Origin of the sequence: Streptomyces sp. NPDC005566 (assembly GCF_040605575.1) — a bacterium.
Lineage (GTDB): Bacteria > Actinomycetota > Actinomycetes > Streptomycetales > Streptomycetaceae > Streptomyces.
Genome location: NZ_JBEXDB010000021.1, coordinates 120015 through 134322, shown reverse-complemented (window position 1 = coordinate 134322; position 14308 = coordinate 120015). Strand labels below are relative to the sequence as shown.

Genomic DNA, 14308 nt, shown 5'->3' with positions numbered 1-14308 from the left:
ATGGTACTGCAGGGGGGACCCTGTGGGAGAGTAGGACGCCGCCGAACAATTATTCCGGGAAAGCCCCGTGCCCTTGTGGCACGGGGCTTTTCTGCATTCTGAACCCGTTCACGACCCCTTTCGGAGCCGCGGTTCCGCACGGGCACTGCACTAAAGTCGGCCGGCGGCCTTGAGCGCGAGGTAGGCGTCAGCCAGCGCCGGTGCGAGCGCATCCGGAGTGGCATCGACGACCACGACGCCATGACGGCGGAGCTGGTCCGCGGTCCTGCGGCGCTGAGCCTGAGTACGGGTTCCGGCGGCGGCGTCGTACACCGCGTCCACCGTGCCCCTGGCGCGGGCCATCGCTTCGATACGGGGATCCGCGACGGCTGCCACCAGGACCGTGTGGCGCTGGGTGAGCTGAGGGAGCACCGGGAGCAGGCCCTCCTCGATAGGCGCGGAGTCCAGGCTCGTCAGCAGGACGATCAGGGAGCGCCGAGGGGCACTCGCCAGCGCGGCGGTGCTCAGGCCACGGGCGTCCGTCTCCACGAGCTCGGGTTCCAGGGGGACCATGGCGTTGACGATCGCCGACAGGACGTCGCCGCCCGCCCGGCCCAGGACCTGGGCGCGGATCTGCCGGTCGTAGGCGAGGAGGTTCACTCGGTCGCCCGCACGTGTGGCCAGGGCCGTGAGGAGCAGCGTCGCGTCCATGGCCGCATCGAGACGGGGCACGTCGCCCACCCGTCCTGCTGACGTGCGACCGGTGTCGAGGACGATCAGGATGTGCCGGTCTCGCTCGGGGCGCCAGGTGCGCACGGCGACAGCGGACTGGCGTGCGGTGGCCCGCCAGTCGATGGACCGGGTGTCGTCTCCCGGCACGTATGCACGGAGGCTGTCGAACTCGGTGCCCTGGCCCCGGGTGAGCACGCTGGTGCGGCCGTCGAGTTCGCGGAGCCTGGCGAGCCGCGAAGGCAGGTGCCGTCGGCTGGTGAAGGGAGGCAGTACTCGGACCGTCCACGGGACGTGGTGATTGCCTTGACGGGCTGCCAGTCCCAGTGGCCCGAAGGAGCGGACAGTGATGTGCTCTGCCCGGCGGTCGCCGCGACGGGAAGGACGGAGGAACGTGGTCAGACGACGCCTCTCGCCGGCGGGAACGGTGAACGCGTGCCGGGATGAGGCCTGTTCGGCTTCGCTGCTCCAGGTGCTGGGTGGCCAGGCGTCGCGGAGGTGCGCGCGAAGGCGGCGACTCGAGGGATTGGTTACGGTGAGTTGTACTTCTGCGTCGTCACCGAGTCGAACGGATGTATCACCGGATCGGGTGAACTGCAGCGTACGCACTGGCGCGGCCAGGGCGTAGTCGCACAGAATTGCCAATGTGAGGGGGGCGTTGACCGCGAGCATGCCTGTCCAGCTCGGGGCGAGGATGCCTACGGGGAGTGACCCCAAGGCGGCCAGCAATGCGGTTCGTCCGGTGAGGGCCATGGTCACCGCCTCATCGGGGGACGGGGACGTGGGCGAGGACGGCGGTGATGACGGAGTCGGCGGTGACTCCTTCCATTTCCGCTTCCGGCCGCAGCTGGATGCGATGACGCAGTGTGGGGAGGGCCAGGGCTTTCACATCGTCAGGGATGACGTAGTCCCGGCCGGTGAGCCAAGCCCAGGCGCGCGCTGTGGAGAGCAGCGCGGTGGCTCCTCGGGGGGAGGCGCCGAGCGTGAGCGAGGGGGATTCGCGAGTGGCACGACAGATATCCACGACATAGGCGGCGATCTCGGGGGAGACCGTGGTCTTGGCGACGGCGGAGCGGGCGGCTTCCAGATCTGCGGGGCCGGCAACGGGCCGTATGCCTGCAGCCTTGAGGTCGCGGGGATTGAATCCGTCGGCATGGCGCGTCAGGACGTTGATCTCGTCGGCACGCGACGGCAGGGGCACGGTCAGCTTCAGGAGGAAACGGTCCAACTGGGCCTCGGGCAGCGGGTAGGTGCCCTCGTATTCGACGGGGTTCTGGGTGGCTGCGACAAGGAAGGGGTCGGGCAGCGCACGGGGGGTGCCGTCGACGGTGACCTGGCGTTCCTCCATGGCCTCCAGAAGGGAGGACTGCGTCTTGGGAGGGGTGCGGTTGATCTCGTCGGCGAGCAGGAGGTTGGTGAACACCGGTCCGGGCTGGAAGGAGAATTCGGCGGTGCGGGCGTCGTAGACGAGTGAGCCCGTGACGTCACTCGGCATCAGGTCGGGCGTGAACTGTACGCGTTTGGTGTCCAGTTCGAGGGAAGCGGCAAGGGCGCGCACCAGGAGGGTCTTGGCGACTCCGGGGACGCCTTCGAGCAGGACGTGGCCTCGGCAGAGCAACGCGACCACGAGTCCGGTGACGGCGGGGTCCTGGCCGACCACGGCCTTGGCGATCTCGGAACGCAGAGCTTCCAGTGATGCGCGGGCGCTGTCGGAAATCGCGGGGGCCACAAGGGTCCCTGCGGGTGCCGCGGGCTCGTTGGGCTCCGGGGTCGGGGCGCTCATGAAGTGCGTACCTCTCTTTCGAGGGCGTCGAGTTGGTCGGTCAGAAGGACAAGTGCGGTGTCGTCGGCGGGGGCCGGGCCGAAGAGCAGTGTGCGGAGGTCGCCGTCCGTGGTGGTGAGACGCGCGGAGACGGCAGGCAGGAGGACCTCGGGGGAGTCGGTGTCGCGGGAGGAGACACCGAGGAGTGGAGCGATGCGGTTCCGAGTGGCGGAGCGCAGTGCGTCGGCGGCCCGGTCGCGGGCGTTCGCCTTGCGGTAGAGGCGTGCTCTGCCTTCGGTGGACTCGGAGGCCCGGATGGCCACGGGCAGCCGCTCGGTGACCAGGGGGCCCAGGCGTCGAGCACGCCAGACGGCCGTGAGGACGGCGGCGAGGGCCAGTTGGAGCGTTCCCCAGAGCCAGCCGGAGGGGATGAGGTCGATGAACCCGCTTTCGCCGGCCGACTCGTCCTCGCCGTCCTCGCTTCCGCCATCAGCGCCGTCGTCCGTATGGCCCTCGTTGGCGGAGGGATCAGTGAGCGAGGGGAGGTACCAGACGAGATGCGGTCGGGAGCCGAGGAGTTGGAGAGCGAGGGAAGCGTTTCCCTCTTGGTCCAGGCGGTTGTTGTGGAGGATGTCGGGGGAGCCGAGCAGGACGGTGTCGCCGGCTTCCCTGCCGGGGAGGACCAGGAGGGTGGGAAGCCCGTCGTCCGGGTAGCAGGTGGTGGCTCCGGCGGCGTCCGTCGCGTAGCGGATGCCGCCCGCGTCGACTGTTCCGGAGGTGCGTGCGGCAGGGAGTTCGCAGTCCGGCGGGCGCGGGGTCACGCGGCTTGCGGAGACCGCCCGCACACCGGGGGCGAGCCGTGCGACGGACGGCGGGCCGGAGGCGACGAGGACCGTGCGGCCTGCGGTGTCACCGGTCGCCGTCCGGAGCAGGTGCTGCTGGTACGTGGTCAGCACGTTGGGGCCGGCGACGAGGAGGGTGGTGTCGGGTCCTGCCGCCTCGGTGGCCTCGTCGAGCGTGGTGACGACGCTGACGGAGACGCCACGGTCCTTGAGGAGTTCGGCGACGGCCCGGCTGCCGTACGGGTCCGCGGATCGGGGATCGAGTCGGCCGTGCTGGTCGCCGGAGCGGAGCGCGGCGAAGGTGACGCCCGCGACGACGAGAAGGAGGAGGGCGAGGAGCAGGCCCCGGACCCGGAGCCAGATCTGGTGCGGTGTGCGGGACGCGGAGGTGGTGGCGATGGTGGTGGCCTCGGTCATCCGGCTGTCCCCGGTGTCGTGGGAGCGGTCAGCAGGGGTCTGGTGTCCTCGAGGTCCTGGTCGAGGGTGCACAGGTTCAGGTACGCGGCCCGGTCGGCCGTACGGCCCCCGTATGTGACGTCGTCGAAGACCCGGGCGGCCGTGCGGAGCCGGGTGGCGTGGGCGGGTAGGAGCCGGCCCGCGTCGGCGGCCGCCTCGTCGGCGGTGCGGCCCGGTCGCGGGTCGAGTACGGCCCGGTCCTCCAGGGAGCGTACGACTGCGCGCATGCGTTCCTGGACGGCTTCGGTCCAGCGGTGCGCCTCCGCGTGCGCCTCGGCTGCGGTGCGGTGCTCGGCAGCGCTGCGGGCGCTGCTGCCGAACAGGGCGTCCGACGGACGGACGGCGCGCTGGGGTGTGCCGAGCCGCCACCAGAGGGCCGCTCCCAGAGCGATGACGACGACGGCGATGACGACGAGCCCGAGCGGGCCGCCCGGCGCGGACCCGGTGGCGCCGTCGAAGAGGTCGCCGACCCATTCCCAGAAGCGGTCGAGAGCGCGCTCGAGAAGGTTCGGATCGTGTTCGTGGTACATCGGGTCGGACAGTTCGTCCTCTGCCGCTTCGCGGGCGGGGACGCGTGGGATGTCCACGGGTATGTCCTCGCCCGCCCGGATGAGCCGCTGTGCTGTTGTGGTGCCCCCCGCCCCCGTCACCGCATCAGCTCCTGGGGGTGTCGTAGCCGGGCACGCCCGCGGCCCGGGCGAGGTCGAGGTCGAGTGCTTCGCGGCGGATGCGCTGGTCGACATAGAGCAGGGCGATCACTCCTGCGGTGAAGGGGTAGGTGAGCGTCGAGATGATCACTTCACCGACGCCCGTGATGATGAGGAAGGGCCAGCCGAAGTCGGTGGAGCTGCTGTTGAGGAACTCGCTCAGGCCGTCGCTGTCCACGGTCACGGCGATGATGCCGAACGGGATCACGATGATCAGGGCGACGACGATGACCAGCAGGTACGTGAGAGCGAGAATGCCGAACGTCCGCCACCACGTGCCCCTGACCAGCTTCGCGGAGCGGCGCAGTGAGGTCAGGACGGACTGCCGCTCCAGCATCAGCGCCGGTGCGGCGAGCGAGAAGCGGACCATCAGCCACACGACGACGACGCAGGCGCCGATGAAGCCGACGAAGGCGAGGGCGAGCCCGGCGCCGCCATCCAGCAGCATGCCGGGAAGCAGTCCCACGATCATCACGGCGGCGCTCATCAGGCTCATCAGCAGCGTCAGCCCGAGGAGCGGAAGGAGCCGGGGCCGGGCCTCGGTCCAGGCGTCGGAGAGCGTCGCCTTGCGGCCGAGCACGGAGCGGCTGATCACCACGGTGAGCACGGAGGTGATGAAGAGCGTGGCGATCATCGAGATGAGCGCGGCCGGGGCGCTGGTGAGCAGGCTCGACTGCGCCGAGTCGGCGGCCTGGCGGATGGCCTCGGCCCCGACGGCGTTCGGGTCGACCGACTTCGGTTCCGGCAGGAGGTAGCGCTGCAGGAGGATGACGGCGATCTCGGAGACGACGGAGACGGTGAGGCTGATGCCCAGGACGGTGCGCCAGTGGGCGCGCATGGTGGACACGGCGCCGTCGAGGATCTCTCCGACGCCCAGGGGGCGGAGAGGGATGACTCCGGGCTTCGCCGCCATGGGCTTCCGGCCCCATCCGGGGCCCGGGCCCTGCGGGGGTGCGCCGCCCCAGCCCGGGGCGGGCGGGGGTCCGCCCGGACCGTTGCCGGGAGCGCTCGGTGGGGACCACTGCCCCGGAGGCGGCTGTGCAGGGGACCACTGTCCGCCGGGGCCGCTTCCGTCGACGGGAGAAGAAGGCCGGGGGATGCCCGCCTCCTGGCCGTCGGAGGGTGCAGATCCGGGCGTAGCCCAGCCCGGAGAGTCGTTCATTGTCGCTCCTTCACGGTCCTGACCGCTCATCGGGGCGGCAGGTTGGCAGCCATCGTGCCACGCGTTGCTCCGGTGCGGGCCGGGCGCTGTATCTCCTTCTCGCCTTCGTGTGCGGGCGGCTCAGCGGGCAGACTGGGCAGATGGCTGATCAGGACGCGCAATCGCCGGTGGGCATCGAGCCTCCGGCCCTCTCCGTACTCCGTTGGGACGAGCCACCGGAAGGTCCCGCGGTGGTGCTCCTCGACCAGACCCGGCTGCCCTCGGAGGAGGTCGAGCTGGTGTGCGCCGACGTGCCCGCGCTGGTCCGGGCGATCCGGATGCTGGCAGTGCGCGGTGCGCCCCTGCTGGGCATTGCCGGAGGTTATGGCGTGGCACTGGCCGCTGCCCGGGGTGACGACGTCGTGCGGGCGGCGGAGCTGCTGGAGGCGGCGCGGCCCACCGCCGTAAATCTCGGGTACGGGGCGCGGCGCGTGGCGCGGGTGCACGGGGCGGCTGTCGGGAACGGTGCCGGCCCTCAGGAGGCTGCCGGGGCTGCCCTGGCGGAGGCACGGGCACTGCACCGCCAGGACGCGGCCGCCAGCAGGCGTATGGCGCAGTACGGTCTGGAGCTGCTGGCTGAGCTCCTGCCCGACGGGGGGCATCGGCTGCTGACCCACTGCAACACGGGAGCGCTCGTATCGGGGGGCGAGGGCACGGCCTTCGCGGTGGCTCTGGGAGCACACCGGGCGGGTAGCCTGCGGCGGCTGTGGGTGGACGAGACCCGTCCGCTGCTCCAGGGAGCCAGGCTGACGGCGTTCGAAGCGGCACGCAACGGCATGCCGTACAGCTTGCTCACCGACAACGCGGCGGGTTCGCTGTTTGCCGCGGGGGAGGTGGATGCCGTACTCATCGGGGCGGACCGCATCGCCGCGGACGGCTCGGTGGCCAACAAGGTGGGGAGCTATCCGTTGGCAGTGCTTGCCAAGTACCACCATGTGCCGTTCATCGTCGTGGCGCCGACCACGACGGTTGATCTGGACACCGCGGACGGCACATCCATAGTCGTCGAGCAGCGTTCCGCGGTAGAAGTGACGGAGCTCACATCTTCGCGGAATGTCTCGGCCGGGGGTGAGGGGGGCGGGCAGTCGGTGGCACCCCCGGGAGCCCAGGCGTACAACCCCGCATTCGACATCACGCCGCCCGAACTGGTCACGGCGATCGTCACGGAGGAGGGCATCATTTCCCCGGTAACGGGGGTCGGACTGGCAGAGCTGTGTGCCAGGTCATCGCAGGTAACGATTAGCTAATGGGATGATGTCGTTTATGAAGGGACGCGTCCTTGTCGTCGACGACGACACCGCACTGGCCGAGATGCTCGGCATTGTGCTGCGGGGAGAAGGTTTCGAACCGTCGTTCGTAGCGGACGGCGACAAGGCACTGGCTGCATTTCGTGAGGCCAAGCCGGACCTGGTGCTGCTGGACCTCATGCTGCCCGGACGGGACGGCATCGAGGTCTGCCGGCTGATCAGGGCCGAGTCTGGTGTGCCGATCGTCATGCTCACTGCCAAGAGCGACACGGTTGACGTGGTGGTGGGCCTGGAATCCGGGGCCGACGACTACATCGTCAAGCCGTTCAAACCGAAGGAGTTGGTGGCCCGGATCAGGGCACGTCTGCGGAGGTCCGAAGAGCCCGCGCCGGAGCAGCTGGCGATCGGGGACCTGGTCATCGATGTGGCCGGTCACTCGGTGAAGCGGGAGGGGCAGTCGATCGCCCTCACCCCGCTCGAGTTCGACCTGCTGGTCGCGCTCGCCCGCAAGCCGTGGCAGGTCTTCACCCGCGAGGTACTGCTCGAGCAGGTGTGGGGTTATCGCCACGCCGCCGACACCCGTCTGGTGAATGTGCATGTCCAGCGGCTGCGCTCCAAGGTCGAGAAGGACCCGGAGCGTCCGGAGATCGTTGTGACCGTCCGCGGTGTCGGTTACAAGGCCGGACCGAGCTGACATGACCCTGGGCAGCGCTGCTCCGAAACCCGGGGGGCCGGGAGTCCGTACGGAGCGGGCTGCCGGTCAGGCACGGAGGTCATCCCGGTACAACCGGTTCAGGCAGGGTGGCCGGTTGTTCCAGGACCGGACGCCCGGTGGCCCCGTGCTGCGTCTTCTGATGCGGTGGCTCCGGCGGCCGCTGCTGCCCGCTGTGCGGCTGTGGCGGCGCAACCTGCAGCTGCGGGTCGTCGCCGGCACCCTGCTGATGTCGATCGCCGTGGTGCTGGTGCTGGGCTTCGTCGTGATCGGGCAGGTGCGCAACGGCCTGCTCGACGCGAAGGGCAAGGCCGCGCAGACGCAGGCGGCCGGCGGGTTCGCGGCCGCCCAGGCGAACGCGAACGCGCCGCTCGTCCCGGGTGGCCAGGGTGACGAGGGCGCCGACGGCATGACGGCCAACACCTCCTGGCGCACCGAGCTGGTCGATCAGCTCGCCAGCGGTGGCACGAACGCCTTCAACGTGGTGGCGCTCAGTGCCGACTCCGCCGCGCAGAGTGCGACCAGTCGCGCACCGCGCGGTTCGGGCAGCGTGGAGGCGTCCAGCGTGCCGCAGAGTCTGCGCGAGGCCGTGGACAAGGGGCCCGGGGCGTTCCAGACGTACTCCCTGATCCGCTACTCGCACGGCAAGGATCCGCAGCCCGGACTCGTCGTGGGCAAGCGGCTCTACGACATCGACCACAATCCGTACGAGCTGTACTACCTCTTCCCGCTCACGCAGGAGGAGAAGTCCCTGACGCTGGTCACGACGACGCTGGCCACCGCGGGTCTGTTCGTGGTCGTGCTGCTGGGGGGCATCGCCTGGTTCGTCGTACGCCAGGTCGTCACCCCCGTGCGCATGGCCGCGGGGATCGCCGAGCGGCTCTCCGCCGGCCGGCTCCAGGAACGGATGAAGGTCACCGGCGAGGACGACATCGCCCGGCTCGGTGAGGCCTTCAACAAGATGGCGCAGAACCTGCAGCTGAAGATCCAGCAGCTGGAGGAGCTCTCCCGGATGCAGCGGCGTTTCGTCTCGGACGTGAGTCATGAGCTGCGGACCCCGCTGACCACCGTGCGGATGGCCGCCGACGTCATTCACGACGCGCGTGTCGACTTCGATCCGGTGACCGCGCGTTCCGCGGAGCTGCTGGGTGACCAGCTCGACCGTTTCGAGTCGCTCCTGTCCGACCTGCTGGAGATCAGCAGGTTCGACGCGGGTGCTGCGGCCCTGGAAGCCGAACCGATAGATCTGCGTACGGTCGTACGGCGCGTGATCGGCGGCGCCGAACCGCTGGCCGAGCGCAAGGGCAGCCGCATCAGGGTCATCGGCGACGAGCAGCCGGTGGTGGCCGAGGCCGATGCGCGCCGCGTCGAACGGGTCTTGCGCAACCTCGTCGTCAACGCCGTCGAGCACGGCGAGGGCCGGGACGTCGTGGTGCGCATGGAGGTTGCCCAGGGTGCCGTGGCCGTGGCCGTCCGGGACTACGGGGTGGGGCTCAAGCCGGGCGAGGCGACCCGTGTCTTCAATCGCTTCTGGCGGGCCGACCCGGCGCGTGCCCGGACGACCGGGGGCACCGGACTGGGCCTCTCGATCGCCGTCGAGGACGCGCGGCTGCACGGCGGCTGGCTGCAGGCATGGGGCGAGCCCGGTGGCGGTTCGCAGTTCCGCCTCACCCTGCCCCGTACGGCGGACGAGCCGCTGCGGGGATCGCCGATACCGCTGGAGCCGGAGGATTCGCGGCGCAACCGGGAGAACCGGGAACGGGCCGAGGCTGCTCCGCCGGCGGCCGACCACCGGTTGATGTCCGTACCGAACCAGACCGGGTCCTCGGCGCGGTCGCAGCAACTGCCCGTGTCGGCACGTGCCCCGGTGGCCCCGCGTCAGGCTCACGTTTCGGTGCATCCGGCGGCCCTGCCGGGCAATGGCGCACGCGTGGTGTCGCGTCCGGCCGGGGAGCGGCCGGGCGGGGCCGACCAGGAGACGCAGGATCCGGACCAGGAGGACACGACTCGTGGAAACTGACCGCCGCCGGGGTGGGCATGGACGTGCGGTGCGGGTTTCCGCGCTACTGGGCTGCGGCATCGTGGTCCTGTCCGCGTGCGGAGCGATGCCGGTCACGGGTGACGTCAAGGCGGTCGATGCCTCGCAGCCGGGTGATTCCCAGGTGCAGGTGTACGCCGTTCCGCCGAGGGAGGGCGCCGCGCCCCTCGAGGTCGTGGACGGCTTCCTGGAGTCGATGACGAGCGACGACCCCGATTTCAGGACGACCCGCACGTACCTGACCGAGGAGGCGGCCCGCACCTGGAAGCCGAGCCACGGCACCACGGTGCTCGCCAAGGCGCCCAACCGGAACGGTCCCTCGCTCCACGACAAGGAGCGCAGGAGCGCGGAGACCACCTACACCCTCACGGGCGATCAGGTGGCGTCCGTTGACGCGCAGAGTTCCTACCGGCCGCTCGCACCGACGGACTACTCCCAGATGCTGCACCTGGTGCGCCAGAAGGGGTCGGACGGCAAGCAGGAGTGGCGCATCGACATCGTGCCGGACGGTCTGGTGCTCGGGCAGTCCGACTTCAAGCGGCTCTACCGGTCCGTGAACAAGTACTACTTCGCCGCCGGGCGGGCGGACAGCGACTCCGCACTGGTCGCCGACACCGTCTACGTACGGAACCGGACGGATCCGGTCACGCGGATGGACACGGCGGCCCAGACCGTCCGGACGCTGCTCGAGGGGCCGTCCGACTGGTTGAGGCCGGTCGTCGATTCCCGCTTCCCCACCGGTACGGCACTGAAGCGCGGGGTCACTTCGCTCGCGCCCGACGACCAGAACGTCCTGAAGGTGCCGCTCAACAAGAAGGCCGACAAGGTCGGCCAGGGTGCCTGCCGGATGATGGCGGCCCAGGTGCTCGTCACCTTGCGGGACCTGACGTCCGCGCGGGTCGGTCAGGTCGAGCTCCAGGGCGGGCGGGGCCCGCTGTGCTCCCTCGGGGCGGACGAGGCGGACGAGTTCGCTTCCGACCACGCCTCCGGTGCTCCCGACAGCCAGTACTTCGTGGACGACAAGGGGCACGTGCAGCGCCTCCCCGGGGCCGACAAGGGTGACGCGGAGCCGGAGCCGGAGCCGGTGATCGGCCCGTTCGGCGCCGGGCCGGTGGCGATGAGCGCCGTCGGGGTGGCCCGGGACGAACAGCAGGCTGCCGCCGTCTCGGCGAATCAGCAGGACCTCTATGTGTCCTCCCTCGTCGCGGAGAGCGAACCGGCCGAGCCTGTCGTGAGCAGCCGGGCCAAGAAGGCCGAGGACCGGCTGTCCGCGCCGAGCTGGGACGGCCGGGGCGACCTGTGGGTTGCCGACCGTGATCCGGCCGGCCCCAGGCTGCTGCGGCTGACGGACGGGCAGGGCGCACCGCAGGAGGTCGAGGTGCCCGGTCTGGACGGCGGGAGGATCGAAGCGCTGCGGATGTCGGCAGACGGGGTGCGGATCGCACTCAGGGTGTTCGAGGACGGGCATACGACGTTGAAGATCGGGCGGGTCGAGCGGACCGGGTCCGGGGAGGCCGAGCGGGTCTCGGTGCAGGACCTGCGCCAGGCGGCGCCCCAGCTGGCCGATGTGACTGCCGTTTCCTGGTCGGGCCGCAGCCGCCTCGTGGTGGTCGGCAGGGAGGAGGGCGGTGTGCAGCAGGTCCGCTACGTGGAGGCTGACGGTTCGACGTCGGCCTCCGGTGTCCTGCCCGGTGTGAACCAGGTGACGGCTATCGCGGCGGCCGACGACGAGCAGTTGCCGCTGATGGCGGACACCGAGGTCGACGGGATAGTGAAGCTGTCGCCCGGCGACAACTGGCAGACGGTGCTCAAGGACGGATCCTCGCTGGTCTATCCGGGCTGACCGCATGGGCGCCGGGGGAAGCCCTCCGGCCGTGCCCGGTCCGAGTTGTCCACAGACGTTGTCCACAGGTCTGGCCGGGTGCGCGCGGCCCGGGCACAGTGGGGCCGTGCGGGGATGGTGGCGGGAGATCGCCGGGCTGGTCCTGCCGGCGGCCTGTGGTGGCTGCGGCAGGCCGCGCACGGAGCTGTGCGAGCAGTGTGCCGCGGTGCTGGCCGCAGGCCCGCGGCGTGTGAGGCCTGATCCCGAGCCTGCCGGGCTGCCTGTGGTCCATGCTGCGGCGCCGTACGAGAACGCGGTACGCGCGATGCTGCTGGCCCACAAGGAGCGAGGGGCACTCGGGCTCGCAAGGGCGCTCGGCGGGGCCTTGGCGGGCGCCGTGAGGGCCGGGACGGGGCAGTCGGGTGAAACGGGGCCCCTGCTGCTGGTGCCCGTACCGTCGGCGCGGCGGGCCACGGCCGCCCGTGGTCACGATCCGGCGCGGCGGATCGCGCTGGCCGCCGCGGCGGAGCTACGGCGCGGGGGAACTGCGGCCGGGGTGGCCGCCGTGCTGCGCCAGCGGCGTGCGGTGGCGGACCAGGCAGGGCTCGGGGCCAGGGCGCGGCAAGTGAATCTGGCAGGTGCGCTGGAGGTCGCGGCCGGTGGGTGGCGATGGCTCGAGGGCGGCCGGGTGGTGCTCGTGGACGACCTGCTCACGACGGGGGCGTCATTGGCCGAGGCGGCACGCGCTGTCCGTGCGGCGGGAGGCGCCGGACATGGTGCTGCGCCCGTCCTGCGGGCTGCGGTTGTCTCAGCTTCTCCGTCTGCTTTCGAAATAAACCGGAACTGACAGAAGAATTGCATCGTTGCAGGTAGTGAGTGGGTAAAGGGCCCTGATCGGAGGTACGCGCGAGTAGCGGGTGCCGACACGGTGGTGGGCAGGCTATGTTCGGTTGTGAGGAACGGTGAATGCCGAACCTCGATGAATGCACCACCAGGTTTCGGGCAGGCAACTCACCAGTAGGCCAGAAGCACGGAAGTTCGGTGGGGTGGAGACCTCGCCGACGGGGGAGGAGGAGGTGAACGTCACCGAGTCCGCGGCTCCGGCGATCACCGGGGCCTGGTGCAAAAGGGAGACGCTCCGCCGCTGAAGCGGAGTGATCCGGGAACGGAGTTCTGCGTGGACATCGTCGTCAAGGGCCGCAAGACCGAGGTGCCCGAGCGGTTCCGCAAGCACGTGGCCGAGAAGCTGAAGCTGGACAAGATCCAGAAGTTCGACGGCAAGGTGATCAGTCTCGACGTCGAGGTGTCCAAGGAGCCGAATCCCCGTCAGGCCGACCGTGCGGCACGGGTGGAGATCACGCTCCGCTCGCGCGGGCCGGTCATCCGGGCGGAAGCTGCGGCCGGCGACCCGTACGCTGCGCTGGATCTGGCCACCGACAAGCTGGACGCGCGACTGCGCAAGGAGCACGACAAGCGCTACAGCCGGCGCGGCAACGGCCGCTTGTCCGCATCCGAAGTGGGTGAGGTGGTGCCGGACGCCGCATCGTTCAACGGGGACGGCGAGCTGATCCCCGAGGAGACGCCGTCGGCCGTGCCCACCACCAGGATCGGTTCGCTCGAGGTTCAGGGCGAGGGACCGCTCGTGGTGCGCGAGAAGACGCACGTCGCAGCACCGATGACGCTCGACCAGGCGCTCTACGAGATGGAGCTGGTCGGGCACGACTTCTACCTGTTCGTCGACTCCGAGACCAAGGAGCCCAGTGTCGTCTACCGACGGCACGCCTACGACTACGGTGTCATTCATCTGAGGACCGACCCGCTTGCCTCTGACGAAGCGGGCGGCGCGGGCGGTGCGCTCGGCGGCTGACGCCATTCCTTTCTCGTGGTGCCCCTGGAAGCGCTTGCGCGCCCCCGGGGGCACCCGCGTGCGACAACAGGATCACTGCACCGGCGCCCGGGCATGAAATCATGGCGTCCCAAGCCAATCGGTGTTCTGCGAAGTGCCGTTGGCGGACAGCCTGTGACCTCAGGCCGTGGCCTTCAGGGGGAGGAACGATGGCGGAGACCTTCGGGCCCGTGCGTGATACGAACGCCGGCTACGACGCAGCCGGTGCGGACGACGGCAGTTCCCGCAAGGAACCCATCCGGGTTCTTGTGGTCGATGACCATGCGCTGTTCCGCAGAGGTCTGGAGATCGTCCTCGCGCAGGAGGAGGACATCCAGGTCGTGGGCGAGGCGGGTGACGGCGCGGAGGCGGTCGACAAGGCCGCGGACCTGCTGCCCGACATCGTGCTGATGGACGTACGGATGCCCAAGCGCGGCGGCATCGAGGCGTGCACCTCCATCAAGGAGGTGGCACCCAGTGCAAAGATCATCATGTTGACCATCAGCGATGAGGAAGCCGACCTCTACGAAGCGATCAAGGCGGGCGCCACCGGCTATCTCCTCAAGGAGATCTCCACCGACGAGGTGGCCACGGCCATTCGCGCGGTGGCGGACGGGCAGTCCCAGATCAGTCCGTCGATGGCCTCCAAACTGCTCACCGAGTTCAAGTCGATGATTCAGCGCACCGACGAGCGCCGGCTGGTCCCGGCACCGCGGCTCACGGAGCGGGAGCTCGAAGTTCTCAAGCTCGTGGCGACGGGGATGAACAACCGCGATATCGCCAAGCAATTGTTCATTTCCGAGAACACCGTGAAGAACCACGTCCGCAATATTCTGGAGAAGCTCCAGCTGCACTCCCGGATGGAAGCCGTGGTCTATGCCATGCGGGAGAAGATTCTCGAGATCAGATAGCGGTCGGCGCCGTGCCC

12 protein-coding genes are annotated in these 14308 nt (G+C 70.0%); 7 read left to right on the top strand and 5 right to left on the bottom strand.

What is annotated here, in order from left to right; genetic code table 11:
- Window positions 1-150: 150 nt before the first annotated feature.
- The 5 genes from ABZS61_RS29220 to ABZS61_RS29200 are packed head-to-tail and all read right to left on the bottom strand — an operon-like array spanning window position 151 to window position 5637.
- On the bottom strand, window positions 151-1461 hold the full coding sequence (locus tag ABZS61_RS29220; RefSeq protein WP_356427625.1) for a DUF58 domain-containing protein: 1311 nt from the start codon (window positions 1459-1461) through the stop codon (window positions 151-153).
- Window positions 1462-1471: 10 nt separating this feature from the next.
- Complete coding sequence (locus tag ABZS61_RS29215; RefSeq protein ID WP_356427622.1) at window positions 1472-2491, bottom strand: MoxR family ATPase; 1020 nt, start codon at window positions 2489-2491, stop codon at window positions 1472-1474.
- Window positions 2488-3729: a DUF4350 domain-containing protein gene (locus ABZS61_RS29210; RefSeq protein WP_356427619.1), complete on the bottom strand. Its 1242-nt coding sequence runs from the start codon at window positions 3727-3729 to the stop codon at window positions 2488-2490. Before ABZS61_RS29210 ends, ABZS61_RS29215 begins: the two co-directional genes overlap by 4 nt.
- Entirely contained in the window at window positions 3726-4418 is a 693-nt protein-coding gene (locus ABZS61_RS29205; RefSeq protein ID WP_356427616.1) for a DUF4129 domain-containing protein, read from the bottom strand. The genes ABZS61_RS29210 and ABZS61_RS29205 overlap by 4 nt, the downstream gene beginning before the upstream one ends.
- A gap of 4 nt (window positions 4419-4422) precedes the next feature.
- Window positions 4423-5637 carry a hypothetical protein gene (locus ABZS61_RS29200; protein WP_356427614.1) on the bottom strand — a complete coding sequence of 405 codons (1215 nt, stop codon included), beginning with the start codon at window positions 5635-5637 and terminating at the stop codon, window positions 4423-4425.
- 140 nt (window positions 5638-5777) lie between these two features.
- On the opposite strand from ABZS61_RS29200, the gene mtnA reads away from it, so the two are divergent.
- The 7 genes from mtnA to ABZS61_RS29165 all read left to right on the top strand — a co-directional run bounded on the left by mtnA (window position 5778) and on the right by ABZS61_RS29165 (window position 14291).
- Complete coding sequence (gene mtnA, locus ABZS61_RS29195; RefSeq protein ID WP_356427611.1) at window positions 5778-6923, top strand: S-methyl-5-thioribose-1-phosphate isomerase; 1146 nt, start codon at window positions 5778-5780, stop codon at window positions 6921-6923.
- 4 nt (window positions 6924-6927) lie between these two features.
- A complete protein-coding gene (gene mtrA, locus ABZS61_RS29190; protein ID WP_187281934.1) occupies window positions 6928-7617 on the top strand; it encodes a two-component system response regulator MtrA in 690 nt (229 codons plus the stop codon).
- Between the two features lies 1 nt (window position 7618).
- Complete coding sequence (gene mtrB, locus ABZS61_RS29185; RefSeq protein ID WP_356427608.1) at window positions 7619-9655, top strand: MtrAB system histidine kinase MtrB; 2037 nt, start codon at window positions 7619-7621, stop codon at window positions 9653-9655.
- Window positions 9656-9683: 28 nt separating this feature from the next.
- A complete protein-coding gene (locus ABZS61_RS29180) occupies window positions 9684-11516 on the top strand; it encodes an LpqB family beta-propeller domain-containing protein (protein ID WP_356427639.1) in 1833 nt (610 codons plus the stop codon).
- A 106-nt stretch (window positions 11517-11622) separates the two neighbouring features.
- Window positions 11623-12342, top strand: coding sequence for a ComF family protein (locus ABZS61_RS29175; RefSeq protein ID WP_356427605.1), 720 nt, complete (start codon window positions 11623-11625; stop codon window positions 12340-12342).
- Window positions 12343-12672: 330 nt separating this feature from the next.
- Complete coding sequence (raiA, locus tag ABZS61_RS29170) at window positions 12673-13362, top strand: ribosome-associated translation inhibitor RaiA (RefSeq protein ID WP_356427602.1); 690 nt, start codon at window positions 12673-12675, stop codon at window positions 13360-13362.
- Between the two features lie 188 nt (window positions 13363-13550).
- The gene (locus ABZS61_RS29165) at window positions 13551-14291 is read left to right on the top strand and encodes a response regulator transcription factor (protein WP_356427599.1); all 741 of its coding nucleotides are present in this window, start codon (window positions 13551-13553) and stop codon (window positions 14289-14291) included.
- The last annotated feature ends 17 nt before the right edge of the window (window positions 14292-14308 follow it).

What these genes read in the sequence shown, in the direction of transcription:
- ABZS61_RS29220 (WP_356427625.1), bottom strand. Translation starts at nt 1,461, where the DNA reads ATGGCCCTCACCGGACGAACCGCATTGCTGGCCGCCTTGGGGTCACTC.
- ABZS61_RS29215 (WP_356427622.1), bottom strand. Translation starts at nt 2,491, where the DNA reads ATGAGCGCCCCGACCCCGGAGCCCAACGAGCCCGCGGCACCCGCAGGG.
- ABZS61_RS29210 (WP_356427619.1), bottom strand. Translation starts at nt 3,729, where the DNA reads ATGACCGAGGCCACCACCATCGCCACCACCTCCGCGTCCCGCACACCG.
- ABZS61_RS29200 (WP_356427614.1), bottom strand. Translation starts at nt 5,637, where the DNA reads ATGAACGACTCTCCGGGCTGGGCTACGCCCGGATCTGCACCCTCCGAC.
- mtnA (WP_356427611.1), top strand. Translation starts at nt 5,778, where the DNA reads ATGGCTGATCAGGACGCGCAATCGCCGGTGGGCATCGAGCCTCCGGCC.
- mtrA (WP_187281934.1), top strand. Translation starts at nt 6,928, where the DNA reads ATGATGTCGTTTATGAAGGGACGCGTCCTTGTCGTCGACGACGACACC.
- mtrB (WP_356427608.1), top strand. Translation starts at nt 7,619, where the DNA reads ATGACCCTGGGCAGCGCTGCTCCGAAACCCGGGGGGCCGGGAGTCCGT.
- ABZS61_RS29165 (WP_356427599.1), top strand. Translation starts at nt 13,551, where the DNA reads ATGGCGGAGACCTTCGGGCCCGTGCGTGATACGAACGCCGGCTACGAC.